The following is a 25,845-nucleotide window of genomic DNA, read 5'->3' as shown; positions in this document are numbered from 1 at the left end:
CCGGCCGTCTAAGCAACCCGGCGGCCGGTTTTAAGCATGGAAAACAGCACGCCGGCCACCAGCAGACCGAAAGTCACCCCCAGCGATAGTACGGACGGCACTTTCACGCCGGCGTAAACCAGCCCGATCTTCACCCCAATAAAGATCAGCACCAGCGCCAGGGCATATTTCAGATACACAAAGCGGTGCACCATACCTGCCAGCGCAAAATACAAGGCACGCAAACCCAGGATGGCGAAGATGTTGGACGTGTAAACCACGAACGGGTCTTGGGTAATGGCGAAAATGGCCGGAATGCTATCCACCGCAAAGATTAGATCGGCTCCTTCCACCATCAGCAAGGCCAGCAGCAAAGGCGTGGCCCAGCGCCCGGCCGTGAGCCCATGCTGGCTGCCGTCAATGACAAAGTGATTGTCGTAGAGTCGAGGGGTTAGCCGCAGATGGCTTTTGAGATAGCGAAACAGTTTGCTGTCTTCCAGCGTTTCTTCTTTTTCTTTGGCAAACAGCATTTTGAACCCGGTAAACACCAGGAACAGGCCAAAGAACAGCAATAGCCAGGCAAATTCATGCACCAGCGCTGCGCCCAGCCCGATCATGATCGCCCGCATGACCAGCGCACCCAGAATGCCCCAGAACAACACGCGATGCTGATACAAACGCGGGATCGCCAGACTGGTAAAGATCATGGAAATCACGAACACGTTATCCATCGACAATGATTTTTCCACCAGAAAACCGGTGAAGAAATCCATGCCGTCTTTGGGCCCGCGTGAGTACCAGACCCAGCAGCCAAACAACAGCCCGGCGCTGATGTAGAACACAGAGAGTTTGAGGCTGTCGCGGATGGTGATTTCCCGGTCATGCTTGTGCAGCACGCCCAGATCAAACACCAGCAGCGCGATCACCACAACGCCGAATACGGCCCAACTGACTAAATCACTCACAAAGAACTCCCGCGGCGGTTGCGCTGTTTGAATTGCTGTATTGTTTTGGGTCTGGATCGCGGCCTCTTTGCCGCAATCGACAGATACTTGCCAGACACAATAGTTCCATGCTGATTGATAGCCATATTCATCTGGATGCACCAGAGTTTGATGCCGACCGCGATGCGGTCGTGGCCCGCTCACGCGCTGCAGGCATCGCGCGCTGGGTAGTACCCGCCATTACGGTGGATACCTTTGCCAAAACCCGCGCCATGTCGCGCTATGAAGGTGTCAGCGTCGCTTACGGTTTGCACCCCATCTACATTGACCAGCACCGCGACGAACACATTGCAGAACTGGCTGGCTGGCTGGCGCGTGAACAGCCTGTGGCCGTTGGCGAGATCGGTCTCGATTTCTTTGTAGAAGGCCTGGACGCCGCCCGACAGGTGGCCGTGTTTGAGGCACAACTGAAACTGGCCCGGGATTTTGACCTGCCGGTGATCGTGCATATCCGCCGCTCTCAGGATCAGGTGCTCAAATACCTGCGCAAATGGAAAGTCCGTGGTGGTATCGCCCATGCCTTTAATGGTAGTCGCCAACAGGCTGAGGAGTTTCTCAAACTGGGATTCAAACTCGGTTTTGGTGGCGCCATGACCTATTCCGGCTCTTTGCGTATTCGCAAACTGGCGGCAGAACTGCCGCTGGAGGCCATTGTGCTGGAAACCGATGCCCCGGATATCCCGCCTGCCTGGCTTGACGGCGGTCGTAATGAGCCTGTGCAGATGTTGTCCTGTGCGCAGGTTCTGGCTGACCTGCGCGCCGATACAGCGGACAATATCGCCCGCGCGACCGTCGCCAACACCCTGGCGGCGCTGCCGCGTCTGGCCGGCTAATCCGCTGCGCCGCTAATACTTGAATGATTTAGGAATGGTTATGTCTTGGTCCATGCGCCCGGCACGCTTTGCCGATTTGCCCACCATTGTTGATATCTACAACAGCACCATCGCTTCGCGTGAAGTGACCGCAGATACGGAACCCGTCAGCGTGGAAAGTCGCCACGACTGGTTTGCCGCTCACCAGAAACCGACACGCCCTTTGTGGGTTGTGGAAGGCACGGATGGCGTGATCCTGGGCTGGATGAGCTTTTCGTCGTTCTATGGCCGCCCGGCCTATGACGGCACAGTGGAAGTGAGCATTTATCTGGCCGAGGCGGCACGCGGCAAGGGCCTGGGTTCCTGGTTGCTGGAAGAAGCCATGCGCATCTCGCCGGAAATGGGTATCAAGACGCTGTTGGGTTTTATTTTTGGGCACAACAAACCCAGCCTGGCGCTGTTTGCCAAATACGGGTTTACCGAATGGGCCAACCTGCCACGGATTGCGGTGCTGGATGAGGTTGAGCGGGATTTGATTATTCTGGGGTTGCGGTTGCCGGGGGCGTAAGACGGCTTGACGCCCCGGGGACCGTGGGCAAGTGCAGTTGCCAGTGTTTGGTCGGGGCGTTTTGGAGCGCATCCGCAGGCAAGTGTCTCCCTCGTCATTCCGGCGAATGCCGGAATCCAGTACGGCCGCCGTAGGTGGCCTTTGCCGGCAAAGAACCACGTCGTAGCCCGGATGGAGGCCGTGCCCCTCGGTGGGTACCCCCACAAAGTCATTGGATGTACCGGATGACAGATACAGCGGGGTGGCCGGGAATCCGGGGTGGCAGGCCTGGTTCATATTGTTGCAGACGTAGGGTGGATTCGGAGCGAAGCGACAATCCGCCTTGGTCGTGCTGTTAAAATCTTGAACCGCTGTTAGCGCCTTCGGCGCGGTTGTTTTGGATACCGGCGGTGGCCGGAGCACGTTACTTTGCTTCGCCAGCCTCGGCGGCCCCAAGAAAAGTAACCAAAAGAAAGGCGACCCTGCGATAGCGCCCTTCGGGTTCCCGGCGCTTCTCGCGAAGTCCGGCTGGCTACGGGAACTCGCCCTGCGGGCTCAGACACCCCTTCGCCGAAACCCCGGCCTTCGCTGCGATGCTCGGCGCTGCCGGAGGCAAGTCAACCCCAACCCCAACCCCAACCCCAACCCCAACCCCAACCCCAACCCCAACCCTGCAAACCAACTGTACGCAAGAATGATCTGGTTACGTTACCACCTCGTCATTCCCGCGCAGGCGGGAATCCAGTAGGTCGCCAAAGGCGACCAAACCACCGCTGTTAACCCTCAAACCCCCAGCGTCCGTTTTACTTCGTCCAGCGTCCCCGCCACCACGCTGCGCGCGCGTTCCGTGCCCTGGCGCAGCAAGTGCATCACCTCATCCGGTTGCTGTGCCAGTGCGTTGCGGCGTTCGCGGATCGGTTCCAGCGCTTGTTGCACGCAAGCTTCCAGGTGGTGGCGGATCACCGCGTCAGACAAGCCGCCACGGCGGTATTTGGATTTGAGGTCATCCAGAAAATGGATGTCACTCTCAAACGCGTCCAGAAAGAAAAAGACTTCGTTCTGCTCCACGTCCCCGGGGGCCTTGGCACTGGCGCGTTCCGGGTCAGTGGACAAGGCATGGATGGCGGCATGGATAGCGTCCGGGCTGGCTGCCAGCGGCAACGCATGGGCGGCAGAGGTGAGCGCGACGCGATTGCTGGCATGGGCCGCCAGCACCGGCAGCGCTTCGACCAGTACGGCCGTGCCGGCGCGGGCGTTGACCTCACGCACCAGCGCGTTGCCGTGTTCCACCAATGCCGCTTGTTGTGGGTCGGTAGTGGGCACAAGGCGCGTTTTCAGCGCGGTAATGTCGGCCACGCCATGGGCCAGGTTGCTCTGTGACAGCCCCAGCGTGCGGGCGCCAAAGCGGGCGTAGCAGGCGGCCAGTTCTTGCAGTTCTGGTACCTGTGATTGCACAAACAGCGTGCTGCGTTGTGGATCAATCCCGATCGCCAGGTAATCCAGGGCGATTTCGAGCACCTGATCATCCCCAGCGTGGACATCCGCCAACATCATGAATTGGCGGTGCTTTTCCTGGTAGGCCAGCCGTTGCCGCAGGTTGCGTACGTAATGACCCAGACCCAGCGGGCCGGTTGCCTTGTCGCCTGTCAGCAGAATCTGGTTGGGTGGAATGACCGTCATTTTGATGCGCTCCTGGGCGGCATGTGTTGCCGCGTTAAGGTGAAGCGCCGATTCGGGGGGAGGTGAGGGGAGCCCTCAGAATGACCAAAGCCGCCTGAATCGGCGGCTTCGTATAGTCGTGTGAATACGGGTGGCCGCCGGTTAAGTGCGATACCACCAATAAAATCGTGCAGCAGAAAGGTGTCTGGATTGCGTATTCATGCAAACACTATGCCCTGGATCAAAATCATTTGCCAAGCAGTATTTTTTACGTTCAGTGGTGGTGACCGCAGACCGGGCAGGCGGGGTCCTTGCGATAACGCATTTCGCGCCAGGCCAGATTGCGGGCATCCAGCAGCAGTAAACGGCCCACCAATGGCTTGCCGATCCCCACCAGCAGCTTGAGGGCTTCGGCCGCTTGTGCCGTACCGATCATGCCGGTCAGCGGGGCAAATACGCCGAACGTAGCGCAAGGACTGTCGCTGGCATCGCCGTCTTCGCCAAACAGGCAGTGATAGCACGGTGCGGCGTTATCTCGCGCATCAAACGTGGTGAGTTGGCCATCAAAACTGACGGCGGCACCAGAGACCAACGGCACGCGGGCGGCGACACAGGCCCGATTGATCGCGTGGCGGGTCGCAAAGTTATCGGAACAATCCAGTACCACGTCCGCGGCTCCTACCAGCGCTTGCAGGCGCTCGCCCGCCAGACGTTCCTCCAGTGGCTCGATGCGGATTTCCGGATTGATGGCGGCTAGCGTTTGTCGGGCCGACCGGGCCTTGTTCATGCCGATACGACTCTGATCATGCACGATCTGCCGCTGCAGATTGGTCAGGTCAACCGTATCGGCATCGGCAATGGTCAGCGTCCCGACACCGGCCGCCGCCAGGTATAACGCCGCTGGCGCACCCAGACCGCCTGCACCCACAATCAGCACCCGGGCGGCGGCAATCCGTGCCTGGCCCTCCACGCCGATGTCATCAAGCAGGATGTGGCGGCTGTAACGCAGCAACTGGTCATCAGAAAGGTCAGCAGAGGTATCAGTCATGAGGTCATAAAAAACGGGGCCAGGGCCCCGTTTTTGCAATCTGGTTGGCGCGCTAGAGATAGCGTCGCAATTCTTCCGGCGTGTCGTCGTGGTCGCCATGCAAATGATGGTCCCAGGCTTTGACAAAGACTTCGCGCGGTTTGATCGGGTGTTCCGGGATTTCCATATTATCGCGCTGAACGTCTTCGGTGTAATGGATCAATGCGCGCTTGATCTTCTGCAGGATGCTGCCATCGAGGTGGAAACCGCTGCTTTGCAGCCAGGACTCCAGCTCAACCAGCGTGTGTTCCATCACGTCGTAATGCACGGTGACGCGGCGTTCAGCGGCGTGCGGCTGTACGACCACGCCAGGCAAGCGCCCCAGCATGCGGGCCGCCTGCACAGCTTGATCGACCGGCAAAGCGTGAAAGACGATTTCATGCGTCTTGTGTCGTTCAGGAGGGGTTTGGGCCGACGGCATTGCAAAGCTTCCAGTTGAACCTGTTGCATCAAGCATAGGCGTCCTGGCGTCAGTTTGCATGCATGAATGCCCAAACGGCATATGTTTAGATCGGCCCAAAAGAAAAACCCCGCCAGAAGCGGGGTTTTACAGAGCAGGACGATCTGACTACTGTCACTTTGCTGCAACGGGGGCCGAAGCGGCGGGTGCGGCAGCCTTGTTCTGCAAGAGTTGCTGCACCTTGAGCACATTGAGTGCCTGTTGCAGCTGGTAGTCATTCTTGCTGACCAACTGACGTGGACCATCGGCATCCACTTCGCTGGCAGTGAGCTTTTGCGGCTTGATCTGCGGGGCGTCATTGAGCTTGATGGCAGGCGTGGTGGCCGGATCTTTCGGCTTGACCTTACCGGCATCCTTGTCGGTCGGATTGTCCAGATGGTGTTCCAGATCAGACTCGTGCACTTCCAGCGCGCTGAAGTCGCCACGACCGGCCACAGTGGCTTCTGCCACTTCGATATCCGGCGTGATGCCCTTGGCCTGGATGGAACGGCCATTTGGCGTGAAGTAACGCGCTGTGGTGATCTTGAGTGCGGAGGTTGCGTCAATCGGCAGCACGGTCTGTACCGAACCCTTGCCGAACGATTGTGTACCCAGCACCAGCGCGCGCTTGTGATCTTGCAGTGCGCCAGAAACAATTTCAGAGGCCGATGCCGTGCCGCCGTTAATCAGGATCACCATCGGCACGTTTTTGACGTCCTTGGGCAGATTCTGGAAGTAATCCGACTTGGCGTCTTCACGCATGTAATTCGCACGATCCGCAGTCAGCCGCACTTTGGAGTCTGCGGTACGACCTTCGGTGTATACCACCAGATCGCCCTTGGGCAGGAACGCAGCAGACACACCCACCGCAGAGGTCAGCAAACCACCCGGGTTATTCCGCAGATCCAGTACCAGACCCTTGAGCGGGCCCTTGTTCTGTTTGTACAGATCGGTCAGGGCACTGGCCAGGTTTTCGGTGGTGCGTTCCTGGAACTGGGTGATGCGGATATAGCCATAACCAGCCTCAGCCAGTTGCGACTTCACGCTCTGCACCTTGATGATGGCGCGTTTCAGTTGCAGCACCATGGGCTTGGATTCACCCTTGCGCAGCAGGGTCAGCGTGACGGTACTGCCGGCCTTGCCGCGCATTTTGGTGACGGCATCATTGAGCGACAAACCCTGCACCTGGGTGTCATCGATCTTGACGATGTAATCGCCAGGCTTCACGCCGGCCTTGAAAGCCGGTGTGTCTTCAATCGGGGAGACAACGCGCACAAGGCCGTCTTCCATGTTCACTTCCAGACCCAGGCCGCCAAACTCGCCCTGCGTGCTGACCTGCAGGTCTTTGAAGGCGTCGGCATCCAGGTAATCAGAGTGCGGATCAAGGCCGGAAACCATGCCCTTGATGGCGTTGTCGATCAGTTTCTTGTCGCTGACCGGCTCAACATAGCTTTGCTTGATCAGACCAAACACGGTCGAGAACGCGCGCAATTCATCCACCGGCAGCGGGTTGGTGCTGGCTTCTTTATCCGCCACCGCGTTAAACGAAAGACTCAGCGCGACACCAAGGCCCGCGCCAACAAGAACGAGTGCAATTTTCTGCATTTTGCTGGCCGGCTTGTGCGCCGGTTTCTTCAGGCTGGGCATTCAGTAGCTCCAAAAACGGGTGTTTGTGTCGTATTTAACGTTGTACCCAGAAACTTGTGCACAAGTTTCTGGTGGCTATCCGGCCCAGGAGAGCGGGTCCAGCGGCTTGCCGTGCTGGCGGAGTTCAAAGTATACGCCCGAATCCCCCATGCCACCGCTGTTGCCACTGGTGGCGATGGTATCGCCCGCTTGCACCGGATCACCCACTTTTTTCAAAAGACTTTCATTGGCGGCGTAAAGGCTCATGTAACCGCCACCGTGATCGATAATCATCAGATTGCCAAAACCACGCAGCCAGTCGGCAAAGACCACGCGCCCGGAGGCGACGGCCTTGACCGGCAAGCCACTGGCGGCGCGGATAAACACGCCTTTCCAGGTTGCCCCTTCCGCGCGTTGCGCCCCGAACTTGCCAATGACCTCGCCCTTGAGTGGCAAGCGCATACGCCCCTTGAGCGCGGCAAACTGCTGCCCGGACTGGCTGGAGTCCGGCTCCTCGGTATTCTGGCGCGTCACCTTGTCCTGCGCTGGCGCAGTGTCCGGCGCGGGCGTCGGGTTGCTTTGTGCGGCTGCAGTTGAATCCGGGTTGACGTTATTGGCGCTCTGCGCCGTGTTTTTGTTCTTGCCTGCGGCGGCGGCTTTTTTGCGGGCGGCTTCTTCACGCGCCAGCCGTTGGGCCTCTGCCTTTTTGCGCGCCGCGGCTTCACGGGCGCGCTTGAGTTCTTGTTGCTTGATGATGGCATCCAGACGCGCAATCAAGGTCGTGATGCGTTTTTCGTCGGCCTGCAATTTGCCAATCTGGTTGCGCTGACTGCTGATCTGTTGCGACAGGGTGCTGAGCACTTGCTGCTTTTCTTGCTGATCACTTTCCAGCTGCGCTTTTTGGGCGGCTTTCTGCCGCGCAAGTTCCTGCAGTTCGTCGTTTTTCTCGCGGATGCGGTCAGACACATCGTTGAGTTGATCCAGTTGCTGCTGCAATTGCTGCGCCAGTTGTTGCTGCGCGGCGGTCAGATAGCGGTACCAGGTCAGTTCACGACTGGTCTGGTTGGGGTCTTGTTCGTTCAGGACCAGTCGCCAGGCTTCCAGTTGGCGGGTGCGATAGCGACTGTTCAAGAGGTCCGCCAGCCGTTTCTGGCTATCGCGGATAGTGCTGCGGGTGCGGGCGATGTCCACTTCCAGCCGGGCCAGTTGCGCCGTGGTGAGCGCACGCTGGCCGGATAGATCGTTCAACACCCGGTTGGCATCGGAAATGGCTTTTTCTGACTGCTGCAATGCATCGGCCGCATCTTTGCGGTGCGATTCGTTGTTGGCCAGATCATGCTTGAGTTGATCAATCTGCCCGCGCAGGTCTTTGAGCTCGTCCTGCTTTTCCTGTTTGTCTGCCGGGTTGGCAGAAATGGCCGGCGCCGCCGTAGCCAGGGTGGCTGCGGCGGCGACAAAGAGCGCGGCAATAATCAGGCTGCGGCTTGGCACGTGGCAGATTCAGTCAATGTGTGAAAGCCGTTCCGGGCGGTTCTGGTTAGAGGAAGGTCATGACCGGTTTGCCGGTCATGTCTTCAGGTTGAGGTACACCCATCATCGCCAGCAGCGACGGCGCAATGTCCCGCAGTGCATAGGTGCCTTGCGGTGCCATGGTGGCCGGGCGTCCAACGTAGATGAAAGGTACCACGTCAGTCGTATGCTGGGTATGTGGCTGGTGCACGGTATGGTCGTACATCACTTCGCAGTTGCCATGGTCTGCCGTAATGATGACTTCCCCACCGGCGGCCAGCATGGCTTCTACACAGCGTCCGACACAGGCGTCCAGCGTTTCTACCGCTGTAACCGCTGCGTCAAATACACCGGTATGGCCCACCATGTCGCCGTTGGCAAGGTTGCAGATAATGGCGGCGTACTGGCCCGTGCCAATGGCCTCAATGATCTTGTCGGTGACCTGCGGTGCGGACATTTCCGGCTGCAGGTCATAGGTGGCAACCTTGGGGGAGGGCACGAGCACGCGATCCTCGCCGGGAAATTCTTTTTCTTCGCCGCCCGAGAAGAAATACGTCACGTGCGGGTATTTTTCGGTTTCGGCAATGCGCAACTGCTTCAGGCCCAACTGGCCGATGTACTCGCCAAAACTGTTGGCAACCTTGGCTTTTTCATACGCCACCGGGAAGGGATAACTATCAGCGTAGCGCGTGGCCGTGCAGAACTCGCCCCAGGTCACCACACGGTTGCGGGCAAAGCCGTCAAATGCGGCGTCGGTCAGCGCGGTGGTAATTTCCCGCGCGCGGTCGGCGCGGAAATTCATGAACACGACAATGTCGCCGTCTTCTGCGCGGGTGGCGGCACCGATGCTGGTGGCTTTGACGAATTCATCGTTCTCGTCGCGGGCGTAGGCGGCGGCAAGGCCAGCCAGTGCGGTATCGGCGTGATACAGACCCTTGCCATCGACGATGACGTCGTAGGCCTCCACGATGCGCTCCCAGCGCTTGTCCCGATCCATGGCCCAGTAACGGCCGGTGATCGACACAATGCGGGCACTGCCCGCGGCATCACAGGTGTCTTGCAGGGCTTGCAGATACTTCTCGGCGCTGCGCGGCGGGGTGTCGCGGCCATCCAGGAAGGCATGCACGTGAATGCGCTTGACGCCTGCAGCGGCGGCATCCTTGATCAGTGCCTGAATGTGGGCGTCGTGACTATGCACGCCGCCATCAGAAATCAGACCCAGCACATGCAGGGTTTTATTGTGCAGTTTTGCTTTTTCAATGGCACCGGCAAACACCGGGTTCAAACCCAGTTTGCCATCTGCGACATCGCAATCGATGCGGCTGATATCTTGTTGCAATACCCGGCCTGCGCCAATATTCAGGTGACCGACTTCAGAATTGCCGAATTGGCCCGCAGGTAATCCCACATACTGTTCGGACGCGTTGATGGTGGTCCAGGGGTATTGCGCCATTAACCGGTCAAGGTTGGGTTTTGCGGCGGCAGCAATCGCATTGTCCTGTTTTTCTTCGCGGTATCCGAATCCGTCCAGGATCAGCAGCAGAACCGGTTTGACCTCATTGCGTGTGGCGGCGCTCATTGTGTTGCAAAAGCCTTGTAGTTAATCCGCTGGCGCTGGTGAACAGCGTTGCGGTAGGGTTCCAAAGGTGGTTAGATATTCTATCCTGATTGGTAATCAGTTTGCTGAGTAAGTATTCCGGCCTTTTCAAGGGCCGTAACCTGTAATGACTTGCACCGGACATGGTGCTGCCAGAAGAATCGAGAACAATGGATAAAATGGATAACCCTGATTACCTGATGACCGATGAGCATATTGATCAGGCGTCGCGCGCCATGAAGGCGATGTCGCATCCATTGCGTCTGAAGATTCTCTGCGTGCTGGGCGACGGAGAAGTCAGCGTTCAGGAAATTGTGGATCAGGTGGGCACGACGCAATCGAATATCTCCCAGCATCTGGCACTGATGCGGGAAAAGGGCGTGCTGCGCACCCGCAAGGATGCCAATCGCGTGTACTACCGTGTGGGCGATATTCGCACGCTGGAAGTCATTGCCATGCTGCGGGATGTCTTCTGTGGTTTTTCCGGCTGATTGCCGGGCCAGATCAAACAACGCGGCCGGGAGCACACTTTATGTGCTGACCCGGCCGTGTTTTTATTCGTGGGCAAGTGTGGGTATTAGCCCTTTTTGCCCAGCAGACCATCCAGCGTTTTCTTCATTTCTGCCGGTTTGACCTGTCCCAGGTCTTTAACCACGACATTGCCCTTGGTATCAATCACCACGGTAAAGGGTAATGCGCCGGCGTTATTGCCCAGTTTGGTCATCAGTTCCAGTGCGTCGCCACTGCCCAGCAAGATGGGGTAGGTCACCTTGTATTGTTTGGCAAATTGCGCCACCGGAGCGGGTTCATCAATGGCGACGCCGACAAACTGCACCTTGCCGTGATAGCTCTGTTCCAGCTTCACCAGATCCGGGGTTTCCTGCCGGCACGGGCCGCACCACGACGCCCAGAAGTTGATCACCAGCGGTTGCTTGCCGCTGTATTGCGAGAGCTTTTGTGGCTTGCCTTGCAAGTCTTTGAGCGGCGTGTCGAGTGAAGCATCAGCCAGTGCCCACTGGCTGGCCGCCAGGACGCAGAGTGCAAGGAGGGTGTGACGCAGAAAACGGCCTGTACGGATCATTGCAGGGTGTTTCCTTGAACAAGTTGTTGCAGGGTGGCAGCAAACCCGGCCGCCGTTGGATCACCGATGACGCGGCGTTTTTGCAGTTCGCCATCGCGATTGTAAAACAGCATGGCGGGCGGACCGTACAAACCAAAACGCTTGAGCAGTGCTGCATCATCCGGCGTATTGCGAGTGACATCCGCTTGCAGCAGGACAAAGTTAGCCAATTGCGCCTTGACCGCCGGGTCAGGCAAGACGTTGCGGTTGAACTCCAGGCATGAGACACACCAATCGGCATAAAAATCCAGCAATACCGGTTTGCCGTGCGCGGCAGCCACGGCGGCGTCCAGCTCGGCGTTGGTGGCCACCTTCTGAAAGCCATTGCTGGCGGGTTTGTACCAGAGCGGGTGGCTGACCCAGACCGCCGTACCCAGCAAAATCACCCCAAAAACGCGCTTGACGTTGGTCATGGCCTTGCCCGACAAGCGTGGCAATACCGTCGCACCAAACGCGCCAATCAGCAAAAGCGGCAGGCCGGTACCCAGTCCCAATGCATATAGTGCGCCGCCACCGAGCGCCAGATCGCCGGTCCTGGCCATATAGGCCAGCGCGCCAAACAGCGGCGGTGCCATACACGCGCCCACCAGCAACGCCGACAAAATACCCATGACGAACACCGGGGCGAGTTTGCCGCCCGGCAAGCGGTTGGCCAGTTCATTCACCCGGCTTTGAAAACCACCAGGCATCTGCAGTTCAAACAAACCGAACATGGAGGCCGCCATCGCCACAAAAAACAGGGTGATGACGACGACAGTTATGGAAGACTGCAACTGCACAGTCAGCAACGTACCGGTACTGGCTGCTGCAATGCCCACCACCGTATACGTCAGCGCAATGCCCTGCACGTAGACGAACGTCAGGCCAAACGCTTGCCAGCGACTTTTGTTCTGGCCAATCACAATGCCCGACACAATGGGCAGCAGGGGGTACATGCAGGCCGTCAGTGACAGGCCAATACCGGCGAGAAAGAACAGCCCGACTGTGGCAGCCAGGCTACTGCGAAAAAAACCGCTGGTCCCTCCCGCGTCGCTGTCATTGCCGGCGAGGGTGGTGTTCTCTGTGGGGCCGCCAAACAGTTGTTTCACACCGCTCTGACCGGGCTTATCCATGTGCGATGCGTTGTCGGTCGGCGGGGTCAGTTGTACCGTTTGCGGCGGATAGCATACGCCTGCATCGGCACAGCCCTGCATGCGAACCGTCAGGTGCGGTGTCTGTGGCCACGGCTGACTACTGGTCAGGCGCACGTCCACGCTTTGCGGATAAATCTCGACCTTGCCGAAATTCGGATCATTCACCACTTGCCCCTTGGGCAGGGCCGGCGTGACGGGTTGCGCCGGTTGCGGGGTAAAGCTGATGCGGTCTTTGTACAGGTGATAGCCTGGCGCGATGGTGAAGTGGACATTGAGCGTATTGGCATCAATGCGCTCTACCGAGGCTTTGAAAGCCTCATTGGGCGGCAACAGGTCTTTTTCATCCAGCGCCATGGCGCTTTGGGCTGTCACAAGGCACCACAGCGCCAGGACACCAGTCATGATGGATCGGGTAAACAGGGACCGCACGTTACTTCTCCAGGGTTTCGCTTTGCAGCCAGGCCAGATAAGGCTGGAAAACGGATTGCGCCGGCAGGGCGATGATCTCCGGCACGTCGTAAGGGTGGTGTTCAGCCAGCCAGGCTTCTACCGCCGGATAACGTTCACCGGTTGTTTTTATCAAAAGCGGAACTTCTGCCGCTGTTTCGATTCTTCCTTCCCAGCGGTAGACTGACTGGATTGGCGGCAACAGGTTCACACAGGCCGCCAGCCGCGCTTCGATCAACCCGTGCGCGAGTGTGTTTGCCACGGTTGTATCCGGGCAATTGCACAGCACGACGACCGCGTTATTTCCACAACGGTTTGCTTCTGGATTAACCAATGCCTTTTATCCTGCTCGCAGCGCTGGCCTGGCCAGTGCTCGAAATCATTGCCATGATCATGTTCGCCAAAGCGTTCGGCGTTGGCGTGCTCATTGCCTGGTTGCTGATTGCCGCCGTGGTCGGCGGCCTGATGCTGCGTCACCACAAGCTGGCGGTGGCGTTTTCACTGTTTGATGATTTGCGCCAGGGGCGCGTGACCACCGCATCCTTGTTCTGGGTGGCCCGTTATTATATTTCTGCGGTTTTGCTGGTGCTACCCGGTTTGATCGGTGACGTCGTCGCATTGATCATGTTGCTGCCCTGGGGCAATAAAACGCCCTCGGGGGCCGGTCCGGTTGACGATGGCGTGATCGAAGGCGATTTTCGCCGGATTGATCCGCGCCCCGACCCCAATCGCCAGATTGATAACCAGTAAGCCCACGCTCCCGAAAAACAGAAAAAGGCCGCACGATGCGGCCTTTTTTATTGGGCGGAAGTCATCCCGCTTCAGGTGGCGATGCGCACATTTTGCAGGATATAGGGTTCCAGAGAAGCCACCACCACGCCCAGTAGCAACTGGATGATCAGGATCAGGATCAATGGGGTGATATCAATCCCCCCCACTGTGGGGATCATGCGGCGCAAGGGGCGCAGGAACGGCCCGGTGATCCCTTCCAGTACGGGCATCATCGGGTTGTACGGTGCAATCCACGACATCAGGGCCTGGCCAATGGTGGCTGCAAACAAGAGGTACAGCGACATCTTGAAGAGTTCCAGCGCGGCGGCCAGGACCAGGGCCACGATGGAGAGCGGCGAGCCGAAAATGAATGGCCACGGGGTAATGGCCAGCAAAATCAGATGCATCAGGAACGCACACACCCAGGCCAGCAACAGACTGGCGGTATCCAGATTGCGCCATGGCGGCACCACGCGGCGCACCGGCAGAACGATCCAGTTGGTCAAGGCCAGTACAAATTGGCCTACGGGGTGTTTGAACGATACCCGCCCGGCTTGCAGATAAAAGCGGATCAACAACACCAGGATGAAGAATTCAGCAAGATTGCGGATCAGAAAGTCGAGTGCGTTTGCCAGCATGGTTACGCCTCCGCTCAGGCTTCGGTGTCACGACCCAGCTCGTCACCCAGCTCGCGGGAGCGGGCGGCGGCGGCCTGGGTGGCGGCAATGATGGTCGCGCGGACCTGGCTATTGTCCATGGCGTTGATGGCGCGCTCGGTCGTGCCGCCTTTGGACGTGACCTTGATGCGCAACGTGGCGGCATCGTCATCGCTTTGTGCTGCCAGTTTCATGGCCCCGGCGACGGTTTCGTAAGCCAGTTCCCGCGCAATATCCGGGGCAAACCCCTGGGCGCGGGCCGCAGCCTGCAAAGACTCAATAAAATAAAACACATAAGCCGGGCCGCTGCCGGAAATGGCGGTAATACCGTCCATTTCGCTTTCGTCTTTCAGCCAGACCACCTTACCGATGGAGGCCAGAATGCGATCGACCGCAGCGCGGTCTTCGGCGGAGACACCTTCAGCGGCGAACACGCCAGAGATGCCCGCCTGGACCAGCGCGGGGGTATTGGGCATGACGCGTACCACGCGGGCGTACCCGCCCAGCCAGCGTGACAGGGTGTCCACGCGTACCCCGGCGGCAATGGACAAAGCCAGTGCGCCTGCCAGTTGTGGCGCTGCTGTTTGTGCCACCTGGCGCAATTGCTGTGGTTTGACCGCAAAGATCACCACGTCACTGGCGGGCAGTGGTTGATCCGGGGCACCGGTGGCAAGGCCGTACTCCTGGGCCAACTGGTTGCGCCGACCCTGGTCGGGTTCGACCACAAACAGGTCGCTGGCCGCAAAGCCCTGGCTGATCAGGCCGCCAATCATGGCACCAGCCATGTTGCCGCCGCCGATAAAAGTAATCTTCATGTCGATGGATATCCCGTTGACTGTTTTTATCTGGTTTTCGTCGCTGTCTGGCTGGCACGCCAGGCGGTGCAGTCGCCTGCGATTATGCCGTGGTTTTGGCCGGTCTGGCGCCAAATAATGCGGTGCCGATGCGTACCAGGGTTGCCCCATGCGCCACGGCCTGTTCCAGGTCGGCTGACATGCCCATGGAGAGTGTATCGAGCATCAGACCCTGGCTGTTGAGGTGCAGCAGCAAGGCCTGCATCTGTTCAAACTGCCCGGCCAATACAGCCAGATCCGGTGTTGGCTCTGGAATGCACATCAAGCCGCGCAGGGTTAGACCTGGCAGCGCGGCGACGGCCTGTGCCAATGCTGGCGCCTCTGCCGGGCTGACCCCCGATTTACTGTCCTCGCCCGATACATTGACCTGGATACACACATTCAGTTGCGGCAAATCTGCAGGACGCTGTTGAGAGAGGCGTTCGGCAATCAGCAGGCGGTCAATGGCATGAACCCAGTGGGCATGTTCCGCCACGATGCGGGTTTTATTGCGCTGCAAGGGGCCAATGAAGTGCCATTCGATCCCGGTCAGATCGGCCAGTGCCTCCACTTTGCCGGCAAACTCCTGCACATAGTTCTCGCCAAAGGCACGTTGACCGGCAGCGTAGAACGGACGGATATCATCGGCCGGAAATGTTTTGCTGACAGCCAGCAGTTTCACGCTGGTGCTGGCGCGGCCGCTTTGCCGGGCGGCGTTCTCAATACGCTGATGAATAGCCGCAAGGGCCTGTGGGGCGTGATCGGTCATGGGCTCGCCGTGGTGAAGCCAACAAATCAGGGGTCTGCCATCTGCCTCTGATCGGGGCCGCAACAGCGCGGCCCGCAGCGCATTATAAGTTCATTTACCGGCAATGGACCGGTCCCGCCCGCTATCTAGCGGGGACGGGCGGAGGCAGAGGGGCATCCTGCCCGCTTTTCTTCTTCGCGGTCAGCCCGGGCAATGGCCGCCACCACCAGCAGGCAGAAGCTGGCTGCGATTACCAGTGAGATTCTCGTTTGCCCTTGCACCCAGGTGTGCAGGCCCAGAAACGCTGCGGCGGCAATCAGCGCATCAATTGCGCCGGCAGTGAGGTCATTCATCAGTAAGTACTCCAGGGGTTGCCCGCCGGTGCGGCGATCAGTGCAGGGGTACTGGCTGACTGCACAAGCGGGGTGTTCGGGTCTTGTGGACCGGGAGCCAGCACGCCGTCTGGCGGCGCTTCGTTCCGTTTGTAAGCGCGCCTTCACGCCTTGTCGGACAACACTTTGAACTGTCGGGTAGTGCAAGTAGATAGTTGTCTTTTGGATACGTCGTCAGCATGCGCTGGTTACGTTGTATTTCACCGCAGTTAGAATCGACGGCGATATGCAATAGTTGTCATGCATACTGCCGTCATTTGCCCTTGTCATGATCCGCTCGTGGTGCGTCAGGCCCGCGGGGGACAACACCGGAGTCTTGCGCCCTCATGGAAATTTCTGAACTGCTTGCGTTTGCCGTCAAAAACAAGGCGTCCGACTTGCACCTCTCCAGCGGCTTGCCGCCCATGATCCGCGTGCATGGTGACGTGCGCCGGATCAACCTGCCGCCGCTGGAACACAAAGACGTGCACGACATGGTGTATGACATCATGAACGACGGGCAGCGCAAGGTGTACGAAGACACGCTGGAGTGCGACTTCTCGTTCGAGATTCCCAATCTGGCGCGTTTCCGGGTCAACGCCTTTGTGCAAAACCGTGGCGCGGGTGCGGTATTCCGGACCATTCCGTCCAAGGTGCTCACGCTGGAAGAACTGAACGCGCCGCGCGTGTTCCGTGAAATTGCTGAAAACCCGCGTGGCCTTGTGCTGGTGACCGGGCCGACCGGTTCGGGCAAATCGACCACGCTGGCAGCGATGGTGAACTACATCAACGAAAACGAATACGGCCACATCCTGACCGTGGAAGACCCGATCGAATTCGTGCATTCCTCCAAAAAGTGTCTGATCAACCAGCGGGAAGTTGGTCCGCATACGCTGTCGTTCTCCAACGCTTTGCGCTCCGCCCTGCGGGAAGATCCGGACGTGGTGCTGGTGGGTGAGTTGCGTGACCTGGAAACCATCCGGCTGGCGCTGACTGCGGCCGAAACGGGTCACCTGGTATTCGGTACGCTGCACACCAGTTCTGCGGCCAAGACCATTGACCGGGTAGTGGACGTGTTCCCGGCTGCGGAAAAAGAAATGGTGCGCGCCATGTTGTCTGAATCCTTGCGCGCGGTGATCTCGCAAACCCTGTTGAAGACCAAGGACGGCACAGGCCGGGTGGCGGCGCACGAGATCATGATCGGTATTCCGGCCATTCGTAACCTGATCCGGGAAAACAAGGTGGCGCAGATGTATTCGTCCATCCAGACCGGTTCGCAATTTGGCATGCAAACCCTGGATCAGAATCTGCAAAATCTGGTTCAGCGCAATATCGTGTCGGCGGCGGAAGCGCGCGGCAAAGCGGCGATCCCGGACAACTTCAAGGGCTGACCCTGGCAAGATTGCCAGGTTCTGACGTCAAAGCGGCCTGAGTTGCAAATAGTGATAGCCAGACCCGGTCTGGAGCAGCTATTTAATAATCAGGCTATAGATATTTATTGTTGGATCAGCGCGTGCGGCACGTGTGTACGCCGGCATCCTTCCTGGTGAAAGATTCAAGGAATCATGGAAAAAGAACAGGCAGCCAAGTTCATGCAAGACCTTTTGCGCCATATGCGCGCCAAAGGGGCATCGGACTTGTTCATTACCGCAGACTTTCCGCCGGCAATGAAGGTGGATGGCCGCGTTACGCCGGTCTCAAGCCAGGCATTGACGCCGCAACACACCAAAGAACTGGCCCGCGCCATCATGAATGATCGGCAGGCGGAAGAATTTGAAGCAACGCATGAATGTAATTTTGCGATCAGCCCGGGCACATTGGGGCGTTATCGGGTTAATGCCTTCATGCAGCAAAGCCGGGTGGGTATGGTGCTGCGGACCATCAATTCGCAGATTCCCAAACTGCAGGAACTGGGGCTGCCGCCGGTATTGCACGATATCGCCATGACCAAACGCGGTCTGGTGATCTTTGTGGGTGGTACTGGGTCGGGTAAATCCACTTCGCTGGCGGCAATGATTGGCGAGCGCAATGAAAAAGCCTACGACCATATCATTACCATTGAAGACCCGATTGAATACGTGCACGAGCACAAGAATAGTATCGTTACGCAACGTGAAGTAGGCGTTGATACAGATTCCTGGGGTGCGGCGCTGAAGAACACGCTGCGTCAGGCGCCAGATGTGATTCTGATTGGTGAGATCCGCGACCGCGATACCATGGATTACGCCATCGCCTTTGCCGAAACCGGTCACCTTTGCATGGCGACATTGCATGCCAACTCAGCCAATCAGGCGCTGGACCGGATTATCAACTTCTTCCCGGAAGAACGCCGCTCCCAATTGCTGATGGATTTGTCGCTGAACCTGAAAGCCTTTGTTTCGCAACGACTTGTTCCTCATCGTTCCGGACAGGGGCGGGTTGCTGCGGTAGAGGTCATGCTCAATTCGCCGTTGATTTCGGAACTCGTTTTCAAAGGCGAGGTCCACGAGATCAAGGAAATCATGAAAAAGTCGCGTGAATTGGGTATGCAGACTTTTGACCAGTCCTTGTTTGATCTTTATGAAGCTGGATTGATCAGCTATGAAGATGCATTGCGTAATGCCGATTCAGTGAACGATTTGCGCCTGCATATCAAGTTGCAGGGGGCGGAGGCCAAACATAAAGATGTGCTTTCGGGAATCGATCACCTGGATATCGTATAACATATGCCACTTGTTGACTGAAAGCGACCACTGATCCCCGGATGAAGAAACACCCAGCCCACTCTTTGCATGTTGTTTCGCTGCTTGCTGCGGGGATGACCCTGGGTGCAGCGCCGGTCTTTTCTGCCGCACTGGGTCCGATCCAGGTGCGCTCTGCTCTGGGTGAGCGGCTGGATGCGGTGATTCAGGTCACCACCGCCTCCGGGGAAGAACTCAGCAGTAGTTGCTTCAGGGTCGGTACGCCGCAGGATGACGACGGCGGTAGCGTGCTGCGGGGCGTGCAAATGACCTGGGAGCCGCAAGGTAGTGGTAGCGGCCGCCTGCGTTTGCGCACCAGTGATCCCGTGACCGAGCCGGTCATGCAGCTACCGGTGCAAGTCAAATGTGGTAGTGACGACACCCGTGATTTCCGGCGTGACTACACCTTGTTGCTGGACCCGCGCGATTACCGTGGGGCCGTGATCAGCAACGGCAGCAATGATCAGGCTACCGCGCCTGTCGCTGCTGCACCCGCCCGCGCCACCCGGCGCAAGCTGCCGGCCCCGGGCGAGTCCTGGACAGTACGGGCAGGGGATACGGTCGAATCCATCGCCAGCAATTATTACCCGCATGACGGCGCAGCGCGGCGGCAGTTTATTGAGTCGATGTACGCGCAGAACCCGGATTTGCCGCAGGGCTACCGCGTACCCTTGTCGGTAGACACCCAGATTACCTTGCCGGGCAAGGTGGCCGCGCCCGCCAGCGAGGCGGCTCCCCGCGCGCCCAAGGCTGCTCGTAAACCGGCTGCCAGCGCGACGACGGGTCGCTCTGTGCTGCGGCTGGATGATTCGCCCCCGGACACGCCGTCGCCTTCGACCGCGTCCGCCCCGGCGGTGGCCGCGATCGCCAATCAGGCGGCATCAGAAGACCAGCAGTTGGCTTTGCTTAAAACGCAGATTGCCCAATTGCAGCAAGAATTGGCGCAACTCAAGTTGCAGGCCCAGCAGCAACTCACCCAACCGGCAACGGCCAATGCGGTAGCGCCCGCAGCCAATACAGCCAATACAACCGTGCCCGCTGCGACGGCCCATCCGCACGCGCCGGTGCATGTTGCGGCACCCGTGCCAGAGAAATCCGGCGGTCTGCTGGACTGGTTGTTGTTCCCGCTGATTTTGCTGTTGCTGGTGGGGGTGATGGCCTGGTCTTACTTGCGCTGGAAATCGCGCCAGCGTGAAGCCAGCGTGGCAGAAGACGAATATGCCATGCAGTTCGCCAACGGCATGCCGGATGAAGACGTCCATACCGTACTCCCACCCGCTGCAGGTGCTGGCGCACGTGGCGCCGTGGCTTCCCCGCTGGCCGCCCGCGCAGAGCCTCAGCGCGAGCTGGCCAACCATATCACGCAGATTGCCAACGAATGGCAAAACTCCACCATGGATGTGGTGCAACCGGGCAACGTGCTTGAAGAAGCCCAGTTGCTGCTGGATCACGGCCTGCTGCAACAAGCTATCAATCTGCTGATTCAGGAAATAGAGCAACACCCGGCCCTGGCCACGTTGTGGCTCAAATTGTTGTCGATCTACAGCCAGCACCAGATGAAGGCCGACTTCCTGGATTACGCCAGACAGTTCCGCGAACAGTTCACGGATGAAGACCTGTGGCGCCAGGTGCAGGTGATGGGGGCCAGCGTTGATCCGGATAACGCGCTCTATCAGTTGTCTGAAGAGGACGCAGCCAGCCTGCCGGACTATCGCAAGGAATCCACACTTAAACAGAGTATCGGCGGCACCTTGCCGGATCATCCGTCCACGCCCTCGCCAGAAGCTGAGGCGGAATTTGAATCGCTGATGCGCACTCAAGCCGGGCTGGCGCTGACCGACTCCGAATGGACGCTGGCAGAAGACCACGAAGCGTTGCCACGCAAGCCGCTGGCAGAGCATGTGCCGTTTGATACCAGGCAACCCGTCCTGGAAACACCTGTTGAAGAAGAGCCCGCCGCCGCCTTCTTCGGTAACGAAATGGAGTTTGATCTCGACGCTTTGCCACCGCTGGAAGCACCGGCCATGACCGAACCGGTAGCCCTGGCGGCAGCGGCCCCGGTTGCGGCCGCTGGGCCAGTGGTACCGGCCAAGCCCGAGCCATCCGCGTTTCGCTCGGATGATCCGCAGATGCAAAAAATTGCCACCTTGCTGGAGCATGGCCAGGAGGGCGAAGCCATGCGCGCACTGGAAGAAACGCTTTATTCGGGTTCCGGCGCGCAACGGCAATTGGCGCTCAAGTGGTTGAGCCAGTTGCAGCCGCGGGCGTTCGACAAGTAATCAGCACCAGGCGCTTTCCTGCCCGCACAGCACACCGGCTCAGGGGTGCTGTGCGGGTGCTGGTACAGCCGTCGGGACTATCGCTCCCGCCAACTGTTCCCGGCATTGCGGGGCCAGCAAAGACTCTCCCAGATAATCCAGAAAATGCCGTACCGCCGGGACCAGCCCGCGGCGTGACGGGAATACCGCGTGCGCGTAGCCCAGTGGCGAGCGCCAGTCAGGCAGCACCTGGACCAGATCGCCACGCGCCAGCTCATCCCGGCACAGGTATTCGGGCAGGATACAGGCACCAACCCCGGCCTGGGCGGCAAACATCAAGGTCGGCAGGTCATCCGCCACATAACGTGGAAAGTGCGTGATCTGACGTTCTTCGTCGGCCGGGCCCACCAGGGACCAGGTCGCTCGACCATCCGCTGCGGACATGGCCAGCGTGTCCAGCCAGCCGAGTTCATCCGGGTGTGTGGGTTGCCCCTGGCGTGCCAGTTGCAAAGGGCTGGCTACCAGCACGGAGTGCGCCACGCCCAGTTGCTTGACCACCAGCGAGGCCGAGTCTTGCAGGGTGGGCCGCACGCGCAATGCCACATCAATGCCTTCTTCCAGCAAGTCGATGGGCCGATTGGTCACAATCATATTGATCTTGACCTGGGGGTACTCTTGCATGAAGCGCGGGATGATCTTGCCTACCACGGTCTGCGCCAGCGTCACCGGACAACTGACGCGGATGGTGCCACGCGGTGTGGATTGCACATGTTCTACCGCCTCGCTGGCGGCACGGGCTTCGTCGCGGATTGCCAGGCAATGGCGGTAGTACAACTCGCCGACTTCTGTCAGTGCCAGCTTGCGCGTGGTCCGCTGCAACAAGCGCACACCAAGGCCGGTTTCCAGCTCCGCCACGCGCCGCGACAGGCGTGACTTGGGGATGCCCAGCACCCGGCTGGCGCTGGAAAAGCCGCCGGCTTCGACCACTTCGGCAAAAAAATACATGTCGTTCAGGTCATGCATGATCAACCGCCCTTAACTGATTGTCCTGTTTTCAGGACAATCTATCGCACTTTTGCCGACTTATCACCTGTTCACCTCACCGATAGAGTGGCATCCATGTTGCAAGGCCAGCCGGATTCACCGGCCAGCCGCCAATCACAAGCTGTCGGCATCAGCCGGCCGCACCAAGGAGAACATGATGAAACTGCTGCATATCGACTCGAGCGTTCTGGGTGACAACTCTGTATCGCGCAAGCTGACCGCCAATATCACCAAGGCCTATCAAGCCGCCAACCCGAACGCCCAGGTGACCTACCTGGACCTGGCTGCAGCCGAACCGGCTCACCTGTCGGGTGAAGCCCTGGGCCACCGCTTTGTACCGGCTGAATCGCATACCGAAGTGCAAAAGCGTGAAGCGGCTTATGGCGAAACCCTGCTGACCCAATTCCTGGGTGCGGATGTGATCGTGGTGGGTGCCCCGATGTACAACTTCTCTATCCCTAGCCAGCTCAAGGCCTGGATTGACCGCATTGCCGTTGCCGGTCGTACCTTCAAATACACTGAAAATGGCCCGGTTGGCCTGGCAACAGGTAAAACGGTAGTGGTGGCCTCGTCTCGCGGTGGCGTGTATTCCAGCAATGAAGCGCTGCGTGCCCTGGATCATCAGGAAGCCTATCTGCGCACCGTGTTTGGTTTTGTGGGCATCACTGATGTGCGCTTTGTGCGTGCAGAAGGGACCTCGATGGGTGACGCAAAGAAGGCCGAAGCCTTTGCCAGCGCAGAAAAGGAAATCGCCGCACTGACCGCCTGATCCACGGGTGGTGGTGTCCGACGCCTGGCTTGCGCCAGGCGTTTTTTATTTCTGGAGCGTTTGATGAAATCGCCATCCTGTACTGGCTCCAATGTCTATCTGAGTGAGCATGTACCCGCTGTGGTGACGGTCCCGGCGGGCATGCATACGCTACTGGCGTATGTGTTTGAAAATGCAGCGGCAGTGTTGACCATGCGTGGTCTTGCAGGCGGAGATGTCCAGTTGCAACCTGGTGAATTCCTGGCTACGCCGGTGACGCCTGGCGCCCCGGTTCACCTGGTCAGCGAAACGGGTCTGCCGCAACATGGGCTGCTCCGCTTTGCGGCGGAAGCGACGGCGCGGGTACTCCGCTGCAAGTGTGAAATCCCGGTTGATATCGGCCCGGGCTGGCGTGCCCGCCGCTTGATGGCCAGGGGCGTACCGGCTTTACTCGATAGTTATCTGGATACCGCCAGTAGCTGGACGCCCGCAGCCAGTGCCAGCTTTTGCGGGCAAGAGGAAGCAACGGTCAAGGTATTGCGGGGCGAGGTCAGCAGTGGGGCTTTGCGCCTGGGTGCGGGCGAGGGGGCCGTGGTACGGCTGGATACACCACTGGTCGCCAGCATGCGCAGCCATGTACTGATCCAGGCCTGATCTCCGGTTGCCCAAAAAAAAGCCCGCCTGCTGGCGGGCCGAATCGTTGCATGGGACTCTGAACCGGGTTACGCCGGGAAATACCTGCCACCTAACGGTTGAACCGTGCCGCCATACCGGCCGCGCCAAACTCTTGATAGCGCGCCTCGCACACTGCGCGCATGGCCGCGATGGCCGGCTTCAGATACGCGCGCGGATCAAAATCTGCAGGATGGGTCATGAAATGTTTGCGGATCGCCCCGGTCATGGCCAGGCGCAAATCCGTATCAATATTGATCTTGCGCACGCCGTATTTGATGGCGCGCTGGATTTCCTCCACCGGCACGCCCCAGGTGGGTTTGATGTCACCGCCGAACTCCCGCACTTCTGAGAGTAACTCCTGGGGCACGCTGGATGAGCCATGCATCACCAGGTGCGTCTGCGGAATGGCGGCGTGAATGGCCTTGATGCGCTCGATCGCCAGTACTTCGCCGGTGGGCGGGCGGGTGAACTTGTAGGCACCGTGGCTGGTGCCAATGGCAATGGCCAGGGCGTCCACCCCGGTGGCCTCGACAAACTGTCGGGCCTGTTCCGGGTCGGTCAGCATTTCATCGTGTGAGAGTTTGCGGTTGGCGCCTACGCCGTCTTCTTCCTCGCCCATGCCGGTTTCCAGGCTGCCCAGGCAACCCAGTTCACCTTCTACCGAGACGCCTTTCTGGTGCGCCAGCAGCACTACTTCCCGCGTCACGGTCACGTTGTAGTGGTAATCGCTCGGGGTCTTGCCGTCTTCACGCAGGGAGCCATCCATCATCACGCTGGAGAACCCCAGGTTCACCGCACTCATGCAGACCGCCAGGCTGGTGCCGTGGTCCTGATGCATGACGACCGGCAACTTGGGATAGCTGCTGACAGCGGCTTCAATCAGATGCTTGATAAATAACTCGCCAGCGTACTTGCGGGCACCGGAACTGGCTTGCAGAATCACCGGGCTTTGCGTGGCATCGGCCGCCTGTAAAATGGCGTGAATCTGCTCCAGATTGTTCACATTGAATGCGGGCACGCCATATTGGTGTTCTGCGGCGTGATCCAGCACGGTGCGTAGCGATACGAGCGGCATAGCGGTTCTCCATCCGATTGGTGCGTTGCATCACAATCTAGACGTTCAAACGCATCAGACCCAATCGGGATATTCGCCATTCGGGAAAGCCCTGAAACCAATGGTCAGCCCATTACAACCTGATGAAAGCCTTGAAGCCTGCTTGCGCCGCATGGTGCGGGCGGATGCCACCTTGATGGCGCAACTGGCCTGCGTGCGCGCTTGCGGGCTGGCGCGGTGGTGCATTGCCGCAGGCGCAGTGCGCAACCGGGTCTGGCAAAAGGGGCATGAGCAGACCAGCTTGCCGGTCGTGACGGATGTGGATGTGTGTTATTTCGATGCCGCTTTGCCCGTCGAGCATGCGCAGCATATTGAGCACGCGCTGATGGCTGCCATGCCGGGAGTTGCGTGGGAGGTCGTCAATCAGGCACATGCGCACCGGTTTAACGGGCTATCTGCGGTGAGTTCATTGGCAGAAGCGCTGGCGAACTGGCCGCCACAGCGGTCGGGGTGTGGCTGGATGAAGCGGGAGAAGTACAGATTGTGGCGCTGGACGACCTGTTTGCGCTGCGGCTAAGGCGCAATCCGGCGTTTGCCAATGTGAGGGTTTACCGGGAACGCATCGCGCAGAAACAATGGCAGCGGCACTGGCCGCTGCTCATCCTGGTGGACTGACTGGCGTTTATTGACCGTCAGCCGGGCCCCAGCAGCCGGATTTGTGCAGCTCGTTGTTCAAGCCCTTGATCTGGCTCTTGCGGGCGGAGCTGATGGTGCCGGTCTGGCGGTCGATCGGATCTTTTTGTAATTGGTCACGTTGCGCACGCAGATCGGTACAGCGTTTGCTGTTCGGGCCGGTGGCAGATGGGGACGAGGCCGCAGGTGCTGAGCCGACGACTGATTGCGGCAAGGTCAGGTTCAACGGTTTGGCACTGTCGGCAGCCCAGGCGGAGATCGCTCCAGCACAAACCATGGCGCAGGCGAGAACACGGACAAACTGCATTGAGCTAC

25 protein-coding genes and 2 pseudogenes are annotated in these 25,845 nt (G+C 59.0%); 10 read left to right on the top strand and 17 right to left on the bottom strand.

What is annotated here, in order from left to right; all coding sequences use genetic code 11:
- Positions 1–8: 8 nt before the first annotated feature.
- Complete coding sequence (locus HNQ50_RS11120; RefSeq protein ID WP_184100640.1) at positions 9–944, bottom strand: TerC family protein; 936 nt, start codon at positions 942–944, stop codon at positions 9–11.
- Between the two features lie 107 nt (positions 945–1,051).
- Between HNQ50_RS11120 and HNQ50_RS11115 the strand changes: the two genes are divergently transcribed.
- Both HNQ50_RS11115 and HNQ50_RS11110 read left to right on the top strand, forming a co-directional pair.
- Positions 1,052–1,816: a TatD family hydrolase gene (locus HNQ50_RS11115; protein WP_184100638.1), complete on the top strand. Its 765-nt coding sequence runs from the start codon at positions 1,052–1,054 to the stop codon at positions 1,814–1,816.
- A 40-nt stretch (positions 1,817–1,856) separates the two neighbouring features.
- Positions 1,857–2,363: a GNAT family N-acetyltransferase gene (locus HNQ50_RS11110; protein WP_184100636.1), complete on the top strand. Its 507-nt coding sequence runs from the start codon at positions 1,857–1,859 to the stop codon at positions 2,361–2,363.
- A 762-nt stretch (positions 2,364–3,125) separates the two neighbouring features.
- On the opposite strand, the gene HNQ50_RS11105 is transcribed toward HNQ50_RS11110, so the two are convergent.
- From HNQ50_RS11105 to gpmI, 6 genes are all read right to left on the bottom strand, one after another.
- Positions 3,126–4,022, bottom strand: a complete 897-nt coding sequence (locus tag HNQ50_RS11105; protein WP_184100634.1) for a tryptophan--tRNA ligase — start codon at positions 4,020–4,022, stop codon at positions 3,126–3,128.
- A 253-nt stretch (positions 4,023–4,275) separates the two neighbouring features.
- Positions 4,276–5,049: a HesA/MoeB/ThiF family protein gene (locus HNQ50_RS11100; protein ID WP_184100632.1), complete on the bottom strand. Its 774-nt coding sequence runs from the start codon at positions 5,047–5,049 to the stop codon at positions 4,276–4,278.
- A 52-nt stretch (positions 5,050–5,101) separates the two neighbouring features.
- Positions 5,102–5,509, bottom strand: a complete 408-nt coding sequence (locus HNQ50_RS11095; protein WP_184100631.1) for a hypothetical protein — start codon at positions 5,507–5,509, stop codon at positions 5,102–5,104.
- Positions 5,510–5,662: 153 nt separating this feature from the next.
- Entirely contained in the window at positions 5,663–7,174 is a 1,512-nt protein-coding gene (locus HNQ50_RS11090) for a S41 family peptidase (protein ID WP_246428681.1), read from the bottom strand.
- Between the two features lie 75 nt (positions 7,175–7,249).
- On the bottom strand, positions 7,250–8,644 hold the full coding sequence (locus HNQ50_RS22480) for a murein hydrolase activator EnvC family protein (RefSeq protein WP_184100629.1): 1,395 nt from the start codon (positions 8,642–8,644) through the stop codon (positions 7,250–7,252).
- Between the two features lie 46 nt (positions 8,645–8,690).
- Positions 8,691–10,241 (bottom strand): 2,3-bisphosphoglycerate-independent phosphoglycerate mutase, encoded by a 1,551-nt coding sequence (gene gpmI, locus HNQ50_RS11080; RefSeq protein ID WP_184100627.1) that lies wholly within the window; start codon positions 10,239–10,241, stop codon positions 8,691–8,693.
- Positions 10,242–10,438: 197 nt separating this feature from the next.
- On the opposite strand from gpmI, the gene HNQ50_RS11075 reads away from it, so the two are divergent.
- Positions 10,439–10,750, top strand: a complete 312-nt coding sequence (locus tag HNQ50_RS11075; RefSeq protein WP_246428680.1) for an ArsR/SmtB family transcription factor — start codon at positions 10,439–10,441, stop codon at positions 10,748–10,750.
- An 86-nt stretch (positions 10,751–10,836) separates the two neighbouring features.
- On the opposite strand, the gene HNQ50_RS11070 is transcribed toward HNQ50_RS11075, so the two are convergent.
- Genes HNQ50_RS11070 through cutA form a run of 3 tightly spaced genes read right to left on the bottom strand, consistent with a single transcriptional unit; the run spans position 10,837 to position 13,293 of the window.
- Complete coding sequence (locus HNQ50_RS11070) at positions 10,837–11,340, bottom strand: TlpA family protein disulfide reductase (RefSeq protein WP_184100623.1); 504 nt, start codon at positions 11,338–11,340, stop codon at positions 10,837–10,839.
- Complete coding sequence (gene dsbD / locus HNQ50_RS11065; protein WP_184100621.1) at positions 11,337–12,941, bottom strand: protein-disulfide reductase DsbD; 1,605 nt, start codon at positions 12,939–12,941, stop codon at positions 11,337–11,339. Before dsbD ends, HNQ50_RS11070 begins: the two co-directional genes overlap by 4 nt.
- Position 12,942: 1 nt before the next feature.
- Positions 12,943–13,293 (bottom strand): divalent-cation tolerance protein CutA, encoded by a 351-nt coding sequence (gene cutA, locus HNQ50_RS11060; protein WP_184100619.1) that lies wholly within the window; start codon positions 13,291–13,293, stop codon positions 12,943–12,945.
- Here cutA and HNQ50_RS11055 point away from each other — a divergent pair.
- Positions 13,293–13,709, top strand: coding sequence for an FxsA family protein (locus HNQ50_RS11055; protein ID WP_184100617.1), 417 nt, complete (start codon positions 13,293–13,295; stop codon positions 13,707–13,709). The genes cutA and HNQ50_RS11055 overlap by 1 nt on opposite strands.
- Before the next feature lie 71 nt (positions 13,710–13,780).
- Here the strand turns inward: HNQ50_RS11055 and HNQ50_RS11050 are convergent, their stop codons facing one another.
- The 4 genes from HNQ50_RS11050 to HNQ50_RS11035 form a co-directional block, all read right to left on the bottom strand.
- Entirely contained in the window at positions 13,781–14,368 is a 588-nt protein-coding gene (locus HNQ50_RS11050) for a YggT family protein (protein ID WP_246428679.1), read from the bottom strand.
- A gap of 14 nt (positions 14,369–14,382) precedes the next feature.
- Entirely contained in the window at positions 14,383–15,201 is an 819-nt protein-coding gene (proC, locus tag HNQ50_RS11045; RefSeq protein WP_184100615.1) for a pyrroline-5-carboxylate reductase, read from the bottom strand.
- An 82-nt stretch (positions 15,202–15,283) separates the two neighbouring features.
- Entirely contained in the window at positions 15,284–15,988 is a 705-nt protein-coding gene (locus HNQ50_RS11040) for a YggS family pyridoxal phosphate-dependent enzyme (protein ID WP_184100613.1), read from the bottom strand.
- Positions 15,989–16,113: 125 nt separating this feature from the next.
- Positions 16,114–16,320, bottom strand: a complete 207-nt coding sequence (locus tag HNQ50_RS11035) for a hypothetical protein (RefSeq protein ID WP_184100611.1) — start codon at positions 16,318–16,320, stop codon at positions 16,114–16,116.
- 365 nt (positions 16,321–16,685) lie between these two features.
- On the opposite strand from HNQ50_RS11035, the gene HNQ50_RS11030 reads away from it, so the two are divergent.
- The 3 genes from HNQ50_RS11030 to HNQ50_RS11020 all read left to right on the top strand — a co-directional run bounded on the left by HNQ50_RS11030 (position 16,686) and on the right by HNQ50_RS11020 (position 21,337).
- Complete coding sequence (locus tag HNQ50_RS11030) at positions 16,686–17,729, top strand: type IV pilus twitching motility protein PilT (protein ID WP_184100608.1); 1,044 nt, start codon at positions 16,686–16,688, stop codon at positions 17,727–17,729.
- Between the two features lie 174 nt (positions 17,730–17,903).
- The gene (locus HNQ50_RS11025) at positions 17,904–19,040 is read left to right on the top strand and encodes a PilT/PilU family type 4a pilus ATPase (protein ID WP_184100606.1); all 1,137 of its coding nucleotides are present in this window, start codon (positions 17,904–17,906) and stop codon (positions 19,038–19,040) included.
- 41 nt (positions 19,041–19,081) lie between these two features.
- Positions 19,082–21,337, top strand: coding sequence for a type IV pilus assembly protein FimV (locus HNQ50_RS11020; protein WP_184100604.1), 2,256 nt, complete (start codon positions 19,082–19,084; stop codon positions 21,335–21,337).
- 39 nt (positions 21,338–21,376) lie between these two features.
- Here HNQ50_RS11020 and HNQ50_RS11015 read toward each other — a convergent pair whose 3' ends face one another.
- On the bottom strand, positions 21,377–22,339 hold the full coding sequence (locus HNQ50_RS11015; protein WP_184100602.1) for a LysR substrate-binding domain-containing protein: 963 nt from the start codon (positions 22,337–22,339) through the stop codon (positions 21,377–21,379).
- Between the two features lie 175 nt (positions 22,340–22,514).
- Here HNQ50_RS11015 and HNQ50_RS11010 point away from each other — a divergent pair, with 175 nt between their 5' ends.
- Positions 22,515–23,129 carry an FMN-dependent NADH-azoreductase gene (locus HNQ50_RS11010; protein ID WP_281386181.1) on the top strand — a complete coding sequence of 205 codons (615 nt, stop codon included), beginning with the start codon at positions 22,515–22,517 and terminating at the stop codon, positions 23,127–23,129.
- Between the two features lie 63 nt (positions 23,130–23,192).
- Entirely contained in the window at positions 23,193–23,762 is a 570-nt protein-coding gene (locus HNQ50_RS11005) for a hypothetical protein (RefSeq protein WP_184100600.1), read from the top strand.
- 103 nt (positions 23,763–23,865) lie between these two features.
- Here HNQ50_RS11005 and fba read toward each other — a convergent pair.
- Positions 23,866–24,858 (bottom strand): annotated as a pseudogene (fba, locus tag HNQ50_RS11000) (class II fructose-bisphosphate aldolase); the annotation flags it as partial.
- A 100-nt stretch (positions 24,859–24,958) separates the two neighbouring features.
- Between fba and HNQ50_RS10995 the strand changes: the two are divergent.
- Positions 24,959–25,512, top strand: a pseudogene (locus HNQ50_RS10995) (nucleotidyltransferase family protein).
- A 7-nt stretch (positions 25,513–25,519) separates the two neighbouring features.
- Here HNQ50_RS10995 and HNQ50_RS10985 read toward each other — a convergent pair.
- The gene (locus tag HNQ50_RS10985; protein ID WP_184100592.1) at positions 25,520–25,837 is read right to left on the bottom strand and encodes a hypothetical protein; all 318 of its coding nucleotides are present in this window, start codon (positions 25,835–25,837) and stop codon (positions 25,520–25,522) included.
- Between the last annotated feature and the right edge of the window lie 8 nt (positions 25,838–25,845).

This window comes from Silvimonas terrae, assembly GCF_014202765.1.
GTDB lineage: Bacteria > Pseudomonadota > Gammaproteobacteria > Burkholderiales > Chitinibacteraceae > Silvimonas > Silvimonas terrae.
This window is presented reverse-complemented; position numbering and strand designations above follow the sequence as displayed.